This is a genomic window from Clostridium sp. CF012 (genome assembly GCF_018861755.1).
Lineage (GTDB): Bacteria > Bacillota > Clostridia > Clostridiales > Clostridiaceae > Clostridium_AD.
In genome coordinates this window covers 68,101-89,189 of the sequence record NZ_JAHLEF010000002.1, presented here as the reverse complement: position 1 = coordinate 89,189, position 21,089 = coordinate 68,101, and the positions used below count along the sequence as shown (strand labels likewise).

Here is a 21,089-nt window from a genome sequence, read left to right as displayed (position 1 = left end):
ATCACCTACGTCCTGTTATTATCTCCTTCGGAGCTATAACCATCACTTACTAAAGAAAAGAAAAATTACATATTAAATTCAAAAATAATATTCAATAAGGGGAGTAATTTATGAAAAAAACTAAAATTATATGTACAGTAGGACCAGCTAGTGACAATAGTGAAACTATAAAAAACTTAATCAATGCGGGAATGGATGCTTCAAGACACAATTTTTCTCACGGAGATCACGAAGAACATAAGATAAGAATGGATTTAGTAAAGGATCTTAGAATAGAACTTAATAAACATATTGCAATAATACTAGATACTAAAGGCCCAGAAATTAGAACAGGGAATTTTGCAGCTGGTAAAGTTGAATTACAGGAAGGTTCAAAATTTACTGTTGTTTGTGGTGAGGAAGTTGTTGGAGATGCGACTGTTTGCTCAGTAACTTATGATAATTTATATGAGGATGTTAAACCAAATGATATTATATTAATAGATGATGGCTTAGTAGGACTTGTAGTGGAGGAAGTTAAAGGTAAAAAAATCCAATGCAAGGTTGCTAATACTGGAATGATAGGTAATCATAAAGGAGTTAATGTGCCAGGAGTTGCAATAAACCTGCCTTCACTTACAGAAAGAGATATAGAAGATTTAAAATTTGGAGTGGAACAAGAAGTTGATATCGTTGCAGCATCATTTATAAGAAAAGCTTCCGATGTACTTGATATAAGACGTGTGCTTAATGAAAATGGTGGAGCAGAAATACAAATATTCTCTAAGATTGAAAATAGAGAAGGGGTTAATAATATCGATGATATAATTAAGTTCTCTGATGGTATTATGGTTGCTAGAGGAGATCTAGGAGTTGAGATTCCTACTGAAGAAGTTCCAATAGTTCAGAAAATGATTATTGAGAAATGTAATGCTGCTGGAAAGGCGGTAATAACAGCTACTCAAATGTTAGATTCTATGATGAGAAATCCAAGACCAACTAGAGCAGAGTCCTCAGACGTTGCAAATGCAATATTTGATGGTACAGATGCTATAATGCTTAGCGGTGAAACTGCTAATGGAAAATATCCTATAGAGGCAGTACTTATAATGTCTAAAATAGCGATAGCTGCTGAAAATGCACTTAATTACGAAGAGAATTTAAAGAAGAAGAGAAAATCTCATATTCCTAATGTGCCAAATGCTATCAGTTTAGCAACTTGCAACACAGCTATGGAACTTAATGCTTCAGCTATTATTACTGCAACTCAAAGTGGTCATACAGCTAGAAAAGTTTCAGCTTATAGACCAGAATGCCCTGTTATAGCTGTAACTCCTTATGAAAAGGTAGCTAGAAGCCTTGCATTAAACTGGGGTGTATACGCAATATGTTCAGAAAAGGTAGAGTCTACAGATGAACTTATAGATAAATCTGTAAATATTGCACTAGAAGCAGGCTATGTAGAAAAGGGAGATTTAGTAGTTATTGCTGCTGGAATTCCAGCCAATTTTGTAGGTAGCACAAATATGATGAAGGTTCATATTGTTGGAGATATATTACTTCAAGGTAAGGGCAACATAAGTGCATCAGCTTGTGGTACAGCTCATTGTGTGAAAAGTGTAAAACAAGCCAATGACCATATGCAAGATGGAGATATTTTAGTAGTGAGAAAATTAAGTAGAGAATATATAGATATATTAGATAGAGTTTCTGGAATCATAGTAGAAGAAGATGAATTAAGTTCAAGTGTTGTTATTGAATGTACATCAAGAGGAATTCCAATAATATATAATGCAACAGGAGCCGCAGATATTATTAAAACCGGTTCATTCATAACAATGGATGCAGCTAGAGGTATTGTTTATAGCGGTAGAGCTAATATAAAATACTAAAGGGTTGCTAGAAGTTTAGATTATGAGCAACTTATTATTAAGGTAGTTTACTAATAAGCTGGAAAATTAACAATGTTGTTAGTGTGATTGCCAGACATCTGGCAGTCTTTCCTTGAATTTGAAAAATACTTTACAAATTGAATTAAATTATGTATAATTAAAACAAATATGGTTATAATTATAAACAATACTAGGCAACTGATTTCTATTTGAGCATCTATATGGTGCTTTTTTTTATTTCTCTTTGAAAAAAATATAAAAATTATATTTTAATTATCTTTATCTTTCTTATCTATAGTATAATAAAAGTAAAAGATACAAACTATAATTAAAATTAAAATTAAAATTTAATACTGGGAGGGATAAACATGAACGGAGCTTTAAGTTGCACTGCAACGAATTGTGTTAATAATATATCAGCAATATGCTCAGCTAGGACTATCCATGTTTCGGGTTCAAGCGCCCATAGTAGTAAGGAAACACAGTGTGAGAATTTTGCTGAAAAGGGATTAAAGAATTCATTATTGAATGTGCTCAATATGAATGTGGTGGGTGAATTTAAACAAACATTTAACAGTGAAACTATAGAGATGAGTCCAAAGATAAGATGTGAGGCTGAAAATTGTAAACATAATGAAAAAAAATTATGTTTAGCAGATAATATTGTAATATACGGGAAAGATGCATTAAGTCTTGAAAAAACAGAATGTGAGACCTTCGAAGAATAAGGTCATTTTTTAACTCTGGAGTGTGCCATTTTTATTAGATTAGGTTAAAAGGCATCTTGAAAGAAATTATTTTTTCAAGATGCCTTTATTATGGGCAAATAGTTATAAATATAGGTAAAGGTAGAAGTAGGAGGAAAGATAATGAATAATAAGAAAAAATTTGAAAATTATATTGTGCCAGTTGAAAAAAACGTGGACTATATAATGACTATAGATAACATGGGATACGAGGGTGAAGGAGTAGGTAAGATTGACAACTTTACGGTTTTTGTAGCTGGTGCAATTATAGGGGAAAAGGTGAAAATAAAAATTGTTAAGATTTCTAAAAATTTTGCTTTTGGTAAATTATTAGAGGTAATAGAATCATCAAGTAGTAGGATAGAGCCGGTTTGCAGTATATATAAAAATTGTGGAGGTTGTAATCTACAACATATAGATTACAAAGGGCAATTAGATTTTAAAACTAATAGAGTAATACAAGTTATAAGTAGGATAGGAAAGCTAGAAGATGTGATAATACATCCTACAATAGGAATGGCTAGTCCTTATAATTATAGAAATAAGGTTCAATTACCTGTGTCAAATAAAAATGGAGCAGTAAACATTGGATTTTATGCAGCAAGAAGCCATGACATAATAAACATGGAAACCTGCCATATTCAAGATAAGGTGGCAGATATAGTTGTGAAACTTACAAGACAATGGATGAAAGAGCATAATATCCAAAGTTATAATGAGGAAAACCATATGGGATCTCTTCGTCATATTATGATTAGAAAAGGGTTTAAAACAGGAGAAGTAATGGTGGTGCTAGTTACTAATGGTAAAAGCCTTCCACATAAAGAAGAGTTTATAGCATTAATCACTAAAAAAATCCAAGGAATTGTAAGTATAATACAAAACATTAATAGTGAAAAAACAAATGTAATACTCGGAGCGAAATGCGTAACACTATGGGGAAAAGATACTATAACTGATTACATAGGAGAATTTAAATTTGAAGTTTCTCCACTATCATTTTTTCAAGTTAATTCAATTCAAACAGAAATTTTGTACAGTAAGGCACTAGAATATGCAAATTTAAGCGGCGGAGAAGTGGTGCTGGATGCTTATTGTGGTACGGGAACTATATCCTTATTTCTATCTCAGAAGGCAAAAAAGGTATACGGTGTAGAGATAGTACCAGAAGCTATTGAAAATGCTAAAATAAATGCACAAGAAAACAAAGTAAATAATACAGAATTTATTGTAGGAGAGGCAGAAAAAGTTATTCCAAAACTTATTAGCCTTGGAGTACAGGCCGATATAGTGGTAGTTGATCCTCCGAGAAAAGGTTGCGATAAAACCCTTTTAGAAGCAATAAGTAGTATGGGACCTATTACTATAGTTTATGTTTCTTGTGATCCAGGTACGTTAGCCCGCGACTTAGGGATTTTAGATGAACTTGGATATAAGACTTTAGAGATTCAACCTGTGGACATGTTTCCTCAGACGGCTCATGTGGAGTGTGTTGCATTAATACAGAGAAAATAGGAGCCATCCACGTGGCAAGTGGCATGTTGGAAATTATAAGTATAAGTTTGGTTTATCTTCCCTCAGACGAAAGTTTGGGGGATTTCTTTTTTTGTGAGCCACCTTTATTAATTTTAATTGGATCTGCTGCCCGCCGTTATACAATCTCTGTAAACCTAGTAGAAAGTAAATAAATTATTAAATGGGATAAGAGGCATGTAAGTCTAAAATACCTCCTCACCTTGAAAAAAATAGTTTATGATTTATAAGAAATGAAAGATTGCTGGAGTATAAGCCTCAAAAAACTATTTGGCGATTATCTCTCTAGGATATAAAAAAGAAGCTTTACAGTAGAGGGTAATGGCTATAATAGGGCATTTGAGGGGGTAATTTAAAGGTTTAATTGACTAAGGATTTATGAAAAAATTCAATTATTATTTATAAAAATTGAATTTTTTGGGGATTTTTATAAAAGAATTTGTCGGAAAATTCTGATTTATATAATATTCTAAATAGTATACAATAGAAGTGATAAAACTATAAAAGGGGGATTTTTTATGGAATCATTCGGTCAACTAATTGCCCAAATAAATACATGGATATGGGGCCCACCACTTATTGTTATTTTATTCGGTACTCATTTATTTTTAACTTTTAGGCTTAGATTTATTCAACGCTATATTTTTAAAGCTATAAAACTTTCTGTAACTAAAGATGATTTTGGTGTGGGAGATGTAAGTCAATTTAGTGCTTTAACAACGGCACTTGCAGCCACTATAGGAACTGGAAACATAGTTGGTGTTGCAACAGCAATTGGTCTTGGTGGACCAGGTGCAGTTCTTTGGTGCTGGTTAACAGGTGTTTTTGGAATAGCTACAAAGTATTCCGAGGCTTTACTGTCTGTTAAGTATCGTGTTAAAACTAAAGATGGTACAATGGCAGGTGGACCTATGTATGTTCTAGAACATGCGCTTCATGCAAAATGGGCTGGAGTATTATTCGCGCTATTTACGAGCATTGCAGCTTTTGGTATTGGATGCATGGTACAAGCTAACTCAGTAGCAGCTATGGTATATGAAACTTTTAAACTTCCAACTTGGGTTACGGGAATTGTAATGGCTATATTAGTAGCAATTGTTATATTGGGCGGAATAAAGAAAATAGCTAAGGTTTGTGATATTCTAGTTCCATTCATGGCTATATTCTATGTGCTTGGATGTATTATACTTCTTGTAATCGGTTACAAAACCCTTGGAAGTACAATAGTATTAATATTTAGAGATGCTTTCTCACCTCAGGCAGCAGCTGGCGGATTTGCCGGTGCAGGAGTTATGATGGCAATGAGATATGGTATTTCAAGAGGGCTTTTCTCAAATGAATCAGGTCTTGGTAGTGCACCAATAGTTGCAGCTGCAGCACAAACAAGAAATCCTGTAAAGCAAGCGCTAGTATCTGCGACAGGAACTTTCTGGGATACAGTTGTTGTATGTGCAATGACTGGACTCGTTATTGTAAATTCAGGTTTATGGCAGGAGGGGTTGCAAGGTGCTGCACTTACTAAAGGAGCATTCGCAGCAATTCCAGTTATAGGACCTATAATTTTAACAGTAGGACTTATTACATTTGTATTTTCAACCATACTTGGTTGGTCATACTACGGAGAAAAGGCAATCGAATACTTACTTGGTAAAAAAGCTATTATGCCATATAGAATACTTTGGGTTCTATTTGTTTTCATTGGCTCAGTATTCTCACTTTCTCTAGTTTGGAATTTAGCAGATTTATTTAATGCATTAATGGCACTTCCAAATCTAATTGCACTAATCTTACTCAGCCCTGTAATTGTTAGTGAAACTAAGAAATATTTATGGGATGATAACCTTGAAGCAATAGATACTGATCCAATTAGGGTGGTTGATGAAAAAGGAAACTCTTTACCAATGTAATAGAATTTTATAATTATATCTCTAAAACTCCTGACATGTTAAAATGCCAGGAGTTTTAATGGTTTTATAGGTTTAAAATACTGAAAATTTATGGTTTGTTTACATTTACTAAATTTTAAATAATGATATATTTTAGATATTGTGATAAAATATCTATGTATTAGAATTGAGAGGGGATAATCATGGATATTATAAAAAAGATATTTAAAGATTGGATATTACCTATAATAGCAGCCATTATAATAGCATTTATCATAAATAAGCTTATTTTCTTTAACGTTTCTGTTCCAACGGGATCAATGCTTCCAACCATAAACCTAGGGGACAAGATTTTAGTAACAAGGGTCCATAACAAAGATAACCTTAAGCATGGTGATGTAGTAGTATTCCATTCTAATGAATTAAATGAAGACTTAATAAAAAGGCTTATTGGGTTGCCGAGTGATGAGGTAGAAATTAGAGATGACGGGTCACTGTACATAAATAAGAAGAAAATAGACGAGAGCTATGTTAAAAATCCAGGTGGCAAAGCAGGAATGAAATTCACGGTACCAGAAGATAGTTATTTTTTTATGGGAGATAACAGGATAAATTCTTTAGATGCAAGGTACTGGGCAAATCCATTTATATCCGAGAAAGATATAATGGGAAAAGCAAGGATTATAATTAGCCCTTTTAGTAGATTTGGAAAATTAAAATAAGAAAATAGCAGAGTGTGAATGCAAGTTTATACATCTGCTATTTTCATTTTTTGAAAATACATATATTGATATTTATAACTTACTTTAAAAAATAACAGCAGTAGCCTCATAGTAAAAGAAATTTAAGGAAAATACATTACAGAAAAGCTTTACACTTCAATAGTAGCTATTCGGAAGGATGGGAAAAAATTCTTTGTATTATTATGATCATTTTTAAAGAAAATATATATATATTAACAGAATTTTAAAAAAATTAACACAGTTATCTGTATAGTTTCAAAAAACGAAGTAATGCGTTGAAGTTATGAAGTAAAATGATGAAAAGTGGAGTATTTTGTAGATAGTTGCCTAAAAAATTAATATAATATGAGAATTTCGTCAAAAATGAAGGAATTTCACGGTTAGTTATTTTAAAAACATATGTTATTATAAATTAATTAATAAATAATTTACATTTATAATTTAATTTATAATTAAAAGGAGGCCATATCATGGAGAAATCTAAAAAACTTTCTCATACAGCTTACGGTGGTATTAAAGGTGAGGATTATTTACCATTTATACCGGCTAGTCAAGCAATGCCAGAAATAACGGCAATATCAATAATTATAGGTATGGTATTTGCAATGATTTTTGCAGCTGCAAACACCTATTTAGGGCTTAAAGTAGGTTTAACAATTTCAGCAGGTATCCCAGGAGCAATTTTGGCTACAGGATTACTTAAAGGTTTATTTAGAAGAAATAACATATTAGAGGCTAATATGATATCATCAATTGCTGCTATGGGAGAATCACTAGCAGGCGGAATTATATTTATACTTCCAGCAATTATTCTTTGGGGTATGGAATTAAAGCTTTCTACTATAGTTGTAGTAACATTACTTGGAGGACTACTTGGAGTATTCTTTGTTTCACCACTTAGAAGATTCTTAATAGTTGAAGAGCATGGTAATCTTGTATACCCAGAAAGTATGGCAGCCGCCGAAGTTCTTGTAACTGGTAGTGAGGGTGGGCCGGGATTTAAGACAGTATTAACAGGACTTATAGGCGGAGCGATTTATAAGTTATTCGCTGGTGGATTTAAATTTTGGCTTGAAGAAGCTGAATGGACTATCAAGCCAATGCAAGGAACAATGTTTGGTTTTGACACATTAGCATCTCTCATGGGTGTTGGTTATATAGTTGGAGTTAGAACTTCACTTTATATGTTTGGTGGTTCTTTAATAGCTTGGTTTGGACTTATTCCATTAATAATGTATGTTGGACATGGCCTGGCAGACCCACTATTCCCTTCCACAGTAGTTATTGCTAAAATGGGAGCTTGGGATATTTGGAGTAAATATATAAGATATATAGGTGCAGGCGCGGTTGCTACCGGTGGATTTATAAGTCTTGGAAAATCAGCTCCTACAATTATTAGATCTTTCAAATCGGCTATGTCTGGTATTGGAGCAGGTGGGGCTGGTGCTCAAAATAGAATAGACATCGATGCACCACTAAGTTGGGTTATAGGCTCAGCAGTGTTGGTATTCTTACTTTCATGGTTATTACCAATAGTTAATATTGGTATAATTGGAGCATTGCTTGCTGTTATATTTTCATTCTTCTTCTCAGTTGTATCAGCTAGAATGGTTGGTTTAATTGGGGCATCAAATAACCCAGTATCAGGTATGACTATAGCTACATTGTTATTTGTAACATCAGTATTAAAGCTTACAGGTAACGTTGGCGATAAAGGCATGGTTACAGCTGTTATTATAGGTGGTATAGTTTGTGTTGCTATCGCTGTTGCGGGTGGTACCGCACAAAGTTTAAAAACAACTTATATTATAGGTGGTACACCAAAGAACGTTCAAATTGGTATGTATTTAGGAATAGTTGCAGCAGCAGCAGTTGCTGGGGCAGTAGTATTAATGCTTGATAGCACATACGGTATAGGTAGCAAAGACGTTGCCGCACCTCAAGCAACATTAATGTCAATGGTTATCAAAGGTGTAATGACTGGTGAACTTCCATGGGCCTTAGTATTTGTTGGAGTTACCATTGCAATATTCTGTGAACTTGCAGGGATACCAATACTTCCAGTTGCACTTGGAATATATTTACCAATACACTTAAACGCAGCTATCCTTTGTGGTGGTATCGTTAGAGTATTAGTTGAAAAGAAATTCAAGAAAAATGAAGAGCAACAAAAGACACAAGTAGAAAAAGGTATACTTCTAGCATCAGGACTAGTTGCAGGAGATGCACTAATGGGTATAGTTGTTGCAGGAGTTGCAACAGTAGGTCTAGACATAGGATTTGGAGAGAGATTGCTTCCAGGCCTGGCAGCAAGTCCTTCATTCTCTACAATGATGTTCTTTGGACTAGGATTATGGATTTACTTGTATGCTACAAAAATAGACAAAAAAAGTATTTAATGTTATAATTAGATACGGTATAAAATGTGCAATTAAAGAAATAATAAAGATAAAAATATTAGTTAAGGGCCGCTTTGGCTCTTAACTATTTTGTAGGTGAAACGTATGTTTAATAAAAAAAACAAAGAAGCAGCACAAGAAAACTTTTTACTTTATAGACCACTAAGAAAGATTGAGCAATGGGAAGTAAGTGATGGAAAAGTAAAACTATTTTTTAAACATGACAAACCGGTAGAAAGATTCATGAGATGGCTCATAAAAAAATCGAAAGTTAGTGATATAAAACTTGATGAAATGGGTTCTATGGTTTGGCAACTTTGTGATGGAACTAAAACCGTTTATGAAATAGCATTATCCATGGTGGAAAAATTTAATGATACAGAACAGAACGCTATTGATAGATTAATTATGTATCTAAGGTATTTATCTCGTAAGGGATGGATTACTTTTGAAAAATAAATATATATCGTTCCTTAATCAGCTAATTTAGTAGATTAATCTATTTTATTAGATTAATCTACTTTAATACATTAACCCATCTAAAATGGGTTAAACCACTTTAAGTGGATCAAGCTACAAATGTAGACAAAACTACTAGTGTAGACGAAGCTACGGATGTAGACTATAAATGGAGGGAAACTAATATGGAATTAAATAAATTAATTGACGCTATGAAAGAGGATATTGTAAAATCTACTCAAGAAGTCGTAAGGATTAAGAGTATAGAAAGTGAACCAAAACCTGGCATGCCTTTTGGCGAGGGTGTAGCTAAAGCTCTAGAATGTGCTTTGAATACTGCAAAGAATTTAGGCTTTCATACAGTTAACTTAGATGGTTATGTTGGATATGCAGAGTATGGACAAGGTGAAGATTATGTTGTAGCTTTAGGTCACTTAGACGTAGTGCCTGAAGGCGATGGATGGATTTACCCACCTTATGGCGCAGAAATTCATGATGGTAAAATGTATGGACGTGGAACTACAGATGATAAAGGCCCTATAATGGCAACACTTTACGGACTAAAAGCCATTAAAGATGCAAAATTACCTGTTTCTAAAAGAATTAGGGTTTTATTTGGAACTAATGAAGAAACAGGAAGCAAGGAACTTGAACATTACCTAGAAAAAGAAAAAGCACCAGTTGCTGGTTTTACACCAGATGCAGACTATCCAATAATTAATGGAGAAAAAGGTATAACTATTTTCAACATTGTAAAAGATTTTAATAAGGTGAATTCAAGTGAAAATCACATAAAATATATCAAGGGTGGTCAAGTAGCTAATATAGTACCGGATTATTGTGAAGCGGGAATTGTAGCTAAAGACGCAAAAAATATTATTATTGCATTAGATGCTTTTGCAAAACAAATGGATTACAAGCTTTCAGCAGAAGTTAAAGAAGATATGGTAATAATTAAATCTATAGGTGAAGCAGCTCATGGAAGTACACCAGAGCTTGGAGTTAATGCTATAATGCAAGTATTTGCATTCCTTGGAACTGTGAACCTTGGAACAAACGATGTGTCAGCATTTGTAGGGTTTTTAAATAAGAACATAGGTATGGAAACACATGGTGAGTCTTTTGGTGTTTGTCTTGAAGATGAGAATTCAGGAAAATTATCCTTTAATGTTGGAGTTGTACGCATGGATGAAGATTCAGCTACAATGACTTTGAATTTAAGATACCCTGTAACCAAGAAATTAGAAGATATGATGAATCCATTTAATAATAGAATAGAAGGAACTGGAATAAAAGTAGAAAAATTTGTTCATCAAGAGCCTTTATACTTTTCACCAGACAGCCCAATTATAAAAGCGCTTCAAAAGGTTTATACTGAGCAAACTGGAGAAGAAGCTAAATTAGTATCTATTGGGGGAGGAACTTATGCTAAAGAAATGCCTAACACTGTAGCATTTGGACCAATGTTCCCAGGAGAACCAGATACTATTCATAAGAAAAATGAATATATTACAATTGATAATTTAATTAAGAATGCGAAAATATATGCTCATGCATTATATGAATTAGCAAAGTAGACTACATCTTATTTTATAACATGGATGTCTTAGCAAAAATGTAGTAAATTATAGACCTGTATCTTTTAAATAAGATATAGGTCTTAGTATTTAAATAGGGATATATTTTTAAAATAATTAATCTAAAAATTGTAGAATTAAAGTGGATATAGAGGTATAATATAATATTATGAACAAGTGCAACACTGTAAATAATATAAAACTTTTAGCGAGGGATAATTATGAAAATAAAAGAGATTAAAATGGGAAAAATTAGCACTCCTTTAAAACAACCATATAGAGTAGGAAAGAGATTTCTTACATACTCTGATGAAATAGTTATAAAAATGATTACAGATACAGGAGAAGTAGGTTACGGAAGTGCAGCTCCAACACCTTCTATAACGGGTGAAACCGAGAATTCAATTATTGGTGCAATAAATTATATTAAACCTGAAATTCTAGGCCTGGACATTGATAATCTTGAGGAAATTATGAAAGTAATTCATAATTCCATTCACGGAAATAATAGTGCGAAAGCTGCTATTGATATTGCTATATATGATTTGCTTTGTAAAAAATATGGGTTACCTCTTTATAAGTTTTTGGGGGGATATAAAACTTCATTAACTACAGATCTTACAATAGCAAATGATACAGTGGAACAAATGGTAAGGAAATCTTTAGAAGCCGTATTGAATGGGTATACTTATTTAAAAGTAAAAATTGGAAATGATATAGATCTTGATATAGAGAGAGTAAAAGCCGTGAGGAAAGCAGTAAGGCGAGGAACAAAAATAAGGGTAGACGCCAATCAAGGATGGAGACCAAAGGAAGCTGTAAGTATTATTAGGAAATTTGAAGATCTAGGACTGGATATTGAGTTCGTTGAGCAGCCGGTTAATGCTTGGGATATAGATGGATTAAAATATGTTACAGATAATGTAGAAACGAAAATTCTTGCAGACGAAGCAGTTTTTGGTCCTTCAGATGCCTTTAAGATAATTGAAAGAAGAGCAGCGGACCTTATAAGCATTAAGCTTATGAAGTGTGGAGGCATAAATAATGCAATAAAAATATACAATATGGCAGAAAATATGGGTATAAGATGCATGATGGGTTGTATGCTAGAAAGTAGAATTGGCATAACCGCAGCAGCTAGTTTTGCAGCATCAAAATCTAATATGATTAAAGCGGACCTAGACACTATGTTGTTATTTGAGCATGATTCGATAATTGGAGGGGCTAGTGTTACAGGCAATAGAATAAGTATTAATGATTCTCCAGGCCTTGGTATTGCAGATATTATAGGATGGCAAGAAATTTTATAAAAATATAACCATTGAAATGGGGTGATAGTTTTGAGTAATAATGAATATGATATGGATGCTAGTCTCATAGAAGTGGAATTAAAGAAGCAACTAGAATTCAATGTAGAAGAAGAAAAATTGAAGGTTGATGTTGAAATTATTAGTGAAGAAATTCTAAAATATATTGAGAAAAGAAAGGAAATTACAAAATATATTTTAGAATATAGGAAAAAAGTAATTGAAGACTACAGAGATGATGAAGATATGGTAATAGAATATTTTGATCATGAGATATATGTTAAAGAGGAAGCCTTCAAAACTATTGATAGAAGACTTAAGGAATTAACAGAGCTTAAGAGCTCTCCTTATTTTGGAAGAATTGATTTCTCAGAAGAAGATTTTGGTATTAATAAAATGTATATAGGAAGATTTGGAGTTACGCCAGAGGATACATATGAACCATTAATAGTAGATTGGAGGGCTCCAATTGCATCCCTATTTTACACTGGAGCACTGGGAGAGGCTTTTTATGAGGCTCCTAAAGAAAAGGTACTAGTAAACATTCTAGCTAAGAGACAATATATTATAAAAAAAGAAAAACTTATGGGTATGTTTGACTCAGCACTAGATATAAAAGATGAAATACTTCAAATGGTGCTTAGTAGCAATGCTTCAGAAAAATTAAAAGATATAATAATGACAATACAAAAGGAACAAGATGATTTAATAAGACAACCAAGAACCAAAACTATTGTAGTGGATGGTGTAGCAGGAAGCGGGAAAACTACTATCGCACTTCATAGGGTAGCATACCTACTTTATAATTACAGAAAAATACTTCAAGATAAGGTTCTAATACTCGGACCAAACAATGTATTTATGGAGTATATATCTTTAGTGCTTCCAAGCCTTGGGGAATCAGGGGTTAAACAGACAACTTTTAGAGACTTTGCCTTTGATATTTTAGAGGTTCAGGAAGTAATGAGTCTAAAAGAATACATGGAAAAAGTGCTTAGTGGAGAAAGTGAATTTACAGAGGACATCATGTATAAAAATTCTGTAGAGTATAAAAACTTCCTTGATGATGCAGTAGAAAAATTAGATATTGAATACTTTAAAATAGAAGATATATCATTTATGAATGAGGTAATATTATCTAAAGAAGACATAATGGAAATGTTTTATAATTATTTTAAAACTATGCCCTTATTTAGAAGAAGCAAGAAAATTAAAAGAATTATTTACTCTAAAATTAGGGATGTTCGTGATGAAAAAGTTAGACTTATACAAAAGGAATATGAAAGAACTGTAGCTTCATTATCTGAGGAAGAACAGGGTTTTAAAGTAAATGATTTAGAGTTTAATAGGAAACTTGAAATACGAGAAGTTATTAAGCAAATAATAAAATTAAAAAGAAATCTTACTTGGATGGAATATGGAAACTGTGTTGATTTATATAACAAGATTAATGGGTACAAAAGATTAACAGAAAATGATTTAGGTGGTATTTTATATTTTAAAATTAAGTTAGATGGAATAAAGATTTCTCAGCAAATAAAACATGTAGTAATAGATGAAGCTCAGGATTATAATCAACTTCAATTCCTAGTAATAAAGGAATTAACAAAGTGTACGTCTTTAACTATAGTTGGAGATAGCAATCAGAGAATAATTCCATATGAGGGAAGACTTCCTATGCACGACTTGAAAAATATACTCCCACAATGTAATGTTCATGAATTTAAATTAAATACTAGCTACAGATCTACGGTGGAAATTATGGAGTATGCTAATAAATATTTGAGCGCAGAGCCTATTGTTCCCATAGTAAGAAATGGTGAGGCTGTAACTGAAATATCAATTGACCATGTGGATGAATTTAAAAGTTATATGGAACAAAAAATTGAAGATTTTAAAAGTAAGGCATATGAAAATATTGCAATTATCTGTAAAGATATAAGTGAAACAGAAAAAATCTTTAAGCTAATTAAAGATAGTGCTAAGGTTAAAATTATTAGCAATGAAAATGCAGTGTATCATAGTGGCATTGTGGTCATTCCATCCTATTTTGCTAAGGGGCTTGAATTTGATGCAGTTATCATGGTATTAGATCAGCCAAGTGCTTCGGGGTATGAATATAAGCAAGAGGATAAACTTAGATATGTGATGGCAACTAGGGCGCTACATGAGCTTCATGTGGTTAAAAAAAGTTCATTTTAAATTAAAATTTTTTTCTTATATTATGCTATAACGAAAAGTATAGATTGCTAGAATGCTTTCGCTTTGCCAAGTAATTCTAAAATTTATTTTAATTGCAGTTGCTAAAAAATACTAACTCGCTAATGCTCAAACAAGTATTTTTCTTTACGCATCTGCAATTAAAATAAATTAAGAATTACTAAGGCTTGCTCAAATGCATTCCGCGCAATCTATACTTTTGTTAGCATAATCTAAGAAAAAAGAGTTTAGTTCAAAATTCCATATGGTCTCCGTTGTCCTTGAGCTGCTTGCAGGAATTTTACATTCCATAAACTAAGAGACTATATACTATCTTTCACTTCTTACATGACTGCCAATATTAAGTCAATTCTGACATTCATAAAAAGGCATTTTAATTCACCTCTGAAAAAGCGATAGCGTGGCCGTAGGCTTATATATATTAAAAGCCAAATATGTTTGTGTAAATAGATTTTGTTTTCGAAAGTCTTTAAAGGCGATAGCCTGCCTATTTGGAGCAAAAATTTTTATTTTCAAAACAAACTATTTTCTCTAGAGTAATCTAAATTAAATTCTTTAGGCTTTGAGGGTATACAACACTTCTCATCAAAAACTATTTTTGCAATACTTTGATTAATATTAAGTGAATTGGAAAACCCATAATTACTCAATACAAGAATGGTAACTTTATCATCTATATATCTATGAAATTGGTGACTAAAGCCGCTCCCCCCACCACTATGGTGAACCCTTTTACGATTATGGTTTTTATCTATTAACCAGCCATATCCATAATTTTCTTTGTAGGGTGTGAAAATTTCATTCATTGTCTCTTTTGATACAAGTTTATCACTGTATAGAGATTTATCCCAATAAGAATCTTATATTACAAATAAGATCAAATATTGTATAAAATATAAATTGATTTTTGTCTCTGCTACTATAATAGAGCCTTTTAAAATGATTGGGAATAAAGAAAGTATAATGTCTATTTTCAAAACAAACTTTTTTTTCTTATATTATGCTAACAAAAAGTATATATTGCGTAGAATGCGTTTGAACGAGCCTTAGTAATTCACAATTTATTTTATTTGCAGATGCGTGAAGAAAAGCATATGTTTGAGCGAAAGCGAGTTTATGCTTTTTAGCAGCTGTAAATAAAATAAATTTTAGAATTACTTGGCGAAGTGAACGCATTTTAGCGATATATACTTTTCGTTATAGCATAATATAAGAAAAAAATTTAATTTGAGCTTTATAAACTATCGTGTTAGCTCATCCCAATTTTCAATAATTTCATTTAATTCTATTAGTGTACTAGTTTTATCCTCAGAGGATATGGAGCCGCGAAGTCTAGCCAGGTTTAAGCTTATATTATATAGTTCATCTCTTTCAACGCTAAATTGAATGCGTGGTATAATTTTCTTCCAGGCAAAATCTATTCTCTCGATATCTTGCTGAAGCATATCCCATTTTTCAACTTTTGCATGTTTTATAGATAGATTTACAAGAGCAACCACATCTTCCGAAGAGTTATGAGGCTTTTTTAAATAATTACCTCCTAGCATTAATAATACAAAAAATGTTAAAGTAACTATGGGTATAGAATATGATATAAATTTTTTCATAATATTAAGCAGCTCCTTTATTATTTTTTGTTTTCTTCTATATGATCTTCATAGAGATCTATATGTAAGCCACTGGTCGCATTATAGGTAGCTAAGAACACTTCAGAAGCATCGGTAATACCTTGCTTTTTTAATTTCGTCATTAGCCATTTTTCACTCCGATGCATGCTATCTAAGCTGTCTTGCACAATAGATCCATCATAAATTACTTCGAAATCAATACTTGCAGTTGCAGTTTTAATTTTTAAATCTTTTGGAGTAACTGGATCACATTCGGGCTTTTTTAAGATGGATAGTTGGCCGTCTTTTTCCAGTATTGCATAAGCGACTTGGTCTAAGTCAAAAATGTCTTTATCTCTTAACTGCGATAGAAGGTCGCCTATGGTGTAACGAAATTTTTTCATGGATTCCTCGAGTATTTTTCCATTTATAATAACAATAGTTGGTTCACCATCTAGGAATTTTTCAGCAGTCTTTGATTTAAGGGTTATAAGTTGTAAAATTAAGCATAAAGCAGTCCATGTAAATAACCCTACCCAATGAGGCCATGCTCTACTAGTTAAATCTGTAGTTAGAGATGAGGCAGTAGACCCTATAGTTATACCAACTACATAATCAAAAAAAGTAAGCTGACTAACTTGTTGCTTGCCAAGAACACGGGTAAATATTAATAAGGTAAAAAATCCAACGATGCCTCTAACTAGTACTATTAGACCTTCGTCCATGGGAACACCTTCCTTCAATAATATTATCCCCAAATTTATGATTTGTATTTATTTTTGAGGATTTTAATAATATAGTTCAATTAATTGTTAACAGTCCCCATAGCTAGCCGGGAAACTTGCCACTTGCCACGTGGGTGGCACCAGATATATAATGAGGGGGAATTTAAGTAAAAAACAAAAGGATGATTAGGATGGATTTGATAAAAATTGTTTCAAATGTTCAGAAGATTTCTGAGGCAATATCAAGTGTCATAAGGGTTGATGTGACTGTTGTAGATAATAATTATAATAGAATAGCAGGTACCGGAAGATATAGAAATTGTATTGGAGAAAAGGTTGATGAAAAATCTGCTTTTGGATTTTCTTTAACTCGCGGAGAGAGTTTTATTATTGAAAATCCTGGGGAACATTTTACTTGCTTAGAATGTGAGAATGCAGACAACTGCGAGGAATTTGCAGAGGTCTGTTGTCCGATTCATGTAGGGAATGATACTGTTGGAGTTATTGGTCTTATCGCCTTTGAAGAAGAACAAAGGGATGCTATTATAAATAATAAAGAAAATTTAATGAATTTTTTAAATAGAATGGCAGATTTAATATCATCAAAGCTATTAGAACAGGAAAATACAGAGCAGATAAAGCTTTTAGCACGTGAACTTGAGATAGTTCTTGATTCTGTAGATAGAGGGATTATAGCAGCAGATCACTCAGGAAATATTCTTCATTATAATGCCAAAGCAGCAGAGCTATTTAAGCTGCAGGGAAACGAGATCTTAAATACCAATATAAAAAATCTTATTGGCAGTTTAGATTTTGATCTGCTTATTGAGAAACATAAGAATGTAAAAAATAAAGAATTCACTTATAATAGGGATAATCATCATTTTAGGGGAGTTTTTGATGCTAAGCCTATTAGTATTGGTGAAAAAAGTTTTGGCACCGTGTGTTCCTTTAGTAATATTTCTGATTTGCTAAAAACAGTAAATAATATTACCACAGGCACTATGATTACTTCTTTTGACAGTATTATAGGGAGTAGTTCATGTTTAGAGCAGGTTAAAGTAGAAGCAAAAAAAGCTTCGAAATCTACTTCTACAGTACTTATTCAGGGAGAAAGTGGAACGGGAAAAGAGCTATTTGCAAGGGCTGTTCACTTTTATAGTACTAGAGCTAAGGGGCCGTTTATTCCAATAAATTGTGCGGCCATACCAGAAGAATTGCTAGAAAGTGAACTTTTTGGATATGAGGATGGAGCATTTACAGGGGCAAGAAGAGGCGGGAAGGCTGGCAAATTTGAATTAGCAAATAAGGGAACTATTTTTTTAGATGAAATCGGAGATATGCCTATTCATCTTCAAACTAAACTTTTAAGGGTAGTACAGGAATTCGTTATTGAGAAGATTGGTGGAAAAGAGTCCATTCCCATAGATGTAAGAATTATTGCAGCTACAAATAAAGATTTAGAAGAAAAAGTGTTAGAAGGAGAGTTTAGGCAGGATTTGTTTTATAGATTAAATGTAATTCCAATTAATATACCTCCATTAAGAGATAGAAAAGATGACATAGTTATTCTTGTAGATTACCTTTTGGAAAAATGTAATGTTAAGCTAGAAAAGCATATAAGTAAAATAGAGGATGATGTATTAGAAATTTTTATGAATTATCAATGGCCAGGAAATGTACGTGAACTGGAAAATACCATAGAATATGCCGTAAACATGTGTGGTAGTTCAGTTATACAATGTAAGGATTTGCCCAAGAGGCTGAAATTTTCATCAGTTACTTTAGAAATCAATAAAAATGTAGGGATTGTACCTATTAAGGAATTAGAAAAAAAAGAAATTATAAAAGCTTTAGAACATTTTGGGAATAGTAAACAATCAATTACAAAGGCTGCCGAGGCTTTAGAATTAAGTAGGGCAACACTTTATAGAAAATTAAAAGAATATAAAATAAAGCAGTATCAAAATGAGAAATAAATCTCATTTTGATACTGTTTTTACTTGTATTTTATCATTTTGAGAAAAAATAGTATTTAAAGTGCTTTTCCAAGTATTATTTTCTTGGCATGAATATTGCTCTAATATGTATTAGGCATCTCCAAAAAAAACATTCATAAGAACTACATAAGTTTTTGATATATTAGAGGGATATTACTGGAATGCATATTACTATAGCCTAAAGTAGGCTAATACACAGAGGGAGTGATTTTATGAAATTAAGAAATCTTATAGTTGAAACACTGAAAGAAGAAGTTGTTCCTGCCATGGGATGTACTGAGCCAGTAGCTGTTGCGCTTGCTTGCGCAAAGGCTAAAGAATTAGTAACTTTTAATTATATAGAAAGTGCAGAAGTTTTCGTTAGTCCTAATATATATAAAAATGGATTGTCAGTTGGGATACCAAACACTCATGAAGTTGGGCTTTATATTGCAGCAGGCCTCGGTTTTATTGGTGGAGAAAGTCAAAAGGACTTAAGGGTACTTGAAGGAATTAATGAAAAACAAGTTCAGCTTGCAAAAGAACTTTTACATAGCGGAAAATTATCATTGAACATTAAAGATACTGTAGATAAGATTTATGTAGAAGTAAATCTTGTAACAGATAAAGGCAAGTGTAGTGTAATTATAAGCGGTAAACATAACAGATTTGTTTATATTGAAGCCCTTGGCGAAGTTCTTTTAGATTTAAGAATAGAGGATAAAAAAAGCAATGTGGGGAAAAATATTTTATATAGTTTAAAAATTAGAGAAATTATAGTGGAGATTGAAAAAATTCCTCATGAAGATATTGCTTTTATGTTAGAGGGAGTAGTAATGAATGAAACTATCGCTAGGCTAGGCCTTAAAGAAAAAATGGGCATGGGAGTTGGATTTAGTCTTAAGAAAAGCATAGACCAAGGCTTTCTTTCAGAGGACTTAATGACATCTTCAATGATGCTAACGGCAGCTGCTAGTGATGCTAGAATGTCCGGAATAAATTTATCTGTTATGAGCAGTAATGGAAGCGGAAATAACGGACTTACAGCAATATTACCCTTAGTTGCATATAAAAATAAATTTAATGTAGACGATGAGAAACTAGCTAAAGCTGTTGCAATAAGCCATTTGATGAACAGCTATATAAAACATTATATAGGAAGATTATCAGCACTGTGTGCTTGTGGTGTTGCAGCTGGAACAGGGGCAGGTATAGCAATAGCTTGGCTAATGGGCGCAAGTTATGATCAAATAGATGGAGTTATAAAGAATGCCATAGCAAATACCAGTGGTATGATATGTGATGGTGCAAAGGAAGGATGCGCATTAAAACTTTCTACCTCAGCATCAGTTGCTGTACAATCTGCAATTTTGGCTATAAATGATTCTATTGTGCCTGCTAGAAACGGAATTGTTGCAGAAACCGCAGAAGAGACAATAGCAAACTTAGGAATTTTATCTTCAGAAGGCATGAATATTGCCGATGTTATTATATTAAAGTCTATGAAGAAAATGCAAAGGGAGCATGAGGCTACGACTTCACATAAGAATTCGAAGGCATACTTAAAAAAACAAGGCATTATTGCTTAGATCTCACTAAAATAATTAATAAGTGTGAATGATACTATATTTTATATCTTGTGACCAGTTTTTTTTTTCAAAAACCCTTAATTTACTATTGAATTTTATTTTAATTCTGCTATAATGAAATTAATAAATAGGAATTAAACCTACTTGAAAATTTTATATAAATTTATATTTCTGGGATATTCGTGAAGCTCTTATTTTCAACCTACAATATTTATACGGGAGTTCAAGATCTAGGTGCATACTAGGCCTATAAGACCAATATTTAAGTGGCAAGGACTGCTAAACATCTCTGAGGACACCCACCTATCATAAAGATAGGTGCAAAAATTGGGGCAACGGTACCTTGGATTATAAATTTAAAAATTTTTGATTCGTTTATAAAAGAGATAGAAATATCTCTTTTTTTAGTTCGTAAAAAATAATTGAATTTTTGAAATGACCAGAAAAT

General features: G+C 32.5%; 16 protein-coding genes and 1 other RNA gene. 14 read left to right on the top strand and 3 right to left on the bottom strand.

The features are described 5' to 3' along the window. Window positions 1-110: 110 nt before the first annotated feature. The 11 genes from pyk to KPL50_RS03000 all read left to right on the top strand — a co-directional run bounded on the left by pyk (window position 111) and on the right by KPL50_RS03000 (window position 14,723). Entirely contained in the window at window positions 111-1,871 is a 1,761-nt protein-coding gene (gene pyk / locus KPL50_RS03050) for a pyruvate kinase (RefSeq protein WP_216296973.1), read from the top strand. A 368-nt stretch (window positions 1,872-2,239) separates the two neighbouring features. After that, a complete protein-coding gene (locus tag KPL50_RS03045) occupies window positions 2,240-2,599 on the top strand; it encodes a DUF1540 domain-containing protein (protein ID WP_216296972.1) in 360 nt (119 codons plus the stop codon). 141 nt (window positions 2,600-2,740) lie between these two features. Then, on the top strand, window positions 2,741-4,132 hold the full coding sequence (gene rlmD / locus KPL50_RS03040; protein WP_216296971.1) for a 23S rRNA (uracil(1939)-C(5))-methyltransferase RlmD: 1,392 nt from the start codon (window positions 2,741-2,743) through the stop codon (window positions 4,130-4,132). Between the two features lie 11 nt (window positions 4,133-4,143). Continuing rightward, window positions 4,144-4,305, top strand: coding sequence for a hypothetical protein (locus tag KPL50_RS03035; protein ID WP_216296970.1), 162 nt, complete (start codon window positions 4,144-4,146; stop codon window positions 4,303-4,305). Between the two features lie 363 nt (window positions 4,306-4,668). Then, entirely contained in the window at window positions 4,669-6,057 is a 1,389-nt protein-coding gene (locus tag KPL50_RS03030) for a sodium:alanine symporter family protein (RefSeq protein WP_216296969.1), read from the top strand. 182 nt (window positions 6,058-6,239) lie between these two features. Further along, window positions 6,240-6,758, top strand: coding sequence for a signal peptidase I (lepB, locus tag KPL50_RS03025; protein ID WP_216296968.1), 519 nt, complete (start codon window positions 6,240-6,242; stop codon window positions 6,756-6,758). A gap of 491 nt (window positions 6,759-7,249) precedes the next feature. Further along, window positions 7,250-9,178 carry an OPT family oligopeptide transporter gene (locus tag KPL50_RS03020; protein ID WP_216296967.1) on the top strand — a complete coding sequence of 643 codons (1,929 nt, stop codon included), beginning with the start codon at window positions 7,250-7,252 and terminating at the stop codon, window positions 9,176-9,178. A 105-nt stretch (window positions 9,179-9,283) separates the two neighbouring features. Beyond that, window positions 9,284-9,637, top strand: a complete 354-nt coding sequence (locus KPL50_RS03015) for a PqqD family protein (protein ID WP_216296966.1) — start codon at window positions 9,284-9,286, stop codon at window positions 9,635-9,637. 185 nt (window positions 9,638-9,822) lie between these two features. Next, entirely contained in the window at window positions 9,823-11,214 is a 1,392-nt protein-coding gene (gene pepV, locus KPL50_RS03010) for a dipeptidase PepV (RefSeq protein WP_216297201.1), read from the top strand. A gap of 221 nt (window positions 11,215-11,435) precedes the next feature. Next, window positions 11,436-12,524 (top strand): dipeptide epimerase, encoded by a 1,089-nt coding sequence (locus tag KPL50_RS03005; RefSeq protein WP_216296965.1) that lies wholly within the window; start codon window positions 11,436-11,438, stop codon window positions 12,522-12,524. Window positions 12,525-12,545: 21 nt separating this feature from the next. After that, window positions 12,546-14,723 carry a HelD family protein gene (locus tag KPL50_RS03000; protein WP_375372901.1) on the top strand — a complete coding sequence of 726 codons (2,178 nt, stop codon included), beginning with the start codon at window positions 12,546-12,548 and terminating at the stop codon, window positions 14,721-14,723. A 530-nt stretch (window positions 14,724-15,253) separates the two neighbouring features. Here KPL50_RS03000 and KPL50_RS02995 read toward each other — a convergent pair. From KPL50_RS02995 to KPL50_RS02985, 3 genes are all read right to left on the bottom strand, one after another. Next, on the bottom strand, window positions 15,254-15,547 hold the full coding sequence (locus KPL50_RS02995; protein WP_216296964.1) for a hypothetical protein: 294 nt from the start codon (window positions 15,545-15,547) through the stop codon (window positions 15,254-15,256). 435 nt (window positions 15,548-15,982) lie between these two features. Beyond that, window positions 15,983-16,348, bottom strand: coding sequence for a DUF4363 family protein (locus KPL50_RS02990; protein ID WP_253200423.1), 366 nt, complete (start codon window positions 16,346-16,348; stop codon window positions 15,983-15,985). 20 nt (window positions 16,349-16,368) lie between these two features. Beyond that, window positions 16,369-17,073 (bottom strand): DUF421 domain-containing protein, encoded by a 705-nt coding sequence (locus KPL50_RS02985; protein ID WP_216296963.1) that lies wholly within the window; start codon window positions 17,071-17,073, stop codon window positions 16,369-16,371. Between the two features lie 191 nt (window positions 17,074-17,264). Between KPL50_RS02985 and KPL50_RS02980 the strand changes: the two genes are divergently transcribed. From KPL50_RS02980 to ssrS, 3 genes are all read left to right on the top strand, one after another. Continuing rightward, window positions 17,265-19,052 (top strand): sigma 54-interacting transcriptional regulator, encoded by a 1,788-nt coding sequence (locus KPL50_RS02980; protein WP_216296962.1) that lies wholly within the window; start codon window positions 17,265-17,267, stop codon window positions 19,050-19,052. 233 nt (window positions 19,053-19,285) lie between these two features. After that, window positions 19,286-20,641 (top strand): serine dehydratase subunit alpha family protein, encoded by a 1,356-nt coding sequence (locus KPL50_RS02975; RefSeq protein WP_216296961.1) that lies wholly within the window; start codon window positions 19,286-19,288, stop codon window positions 20,639-20,641. A gap of 165 nt (window positions 20,642-20,806) precedes the next feature. Continuing rightward, window positions 20,807-20,994: non-coding RNA, 6S RNA (ssrS, locus tag KPL50_RS02970), on the top strand. The last annotated feature ends 95 nt before the right edge of the window (window positions 20,995-21,089 follow it).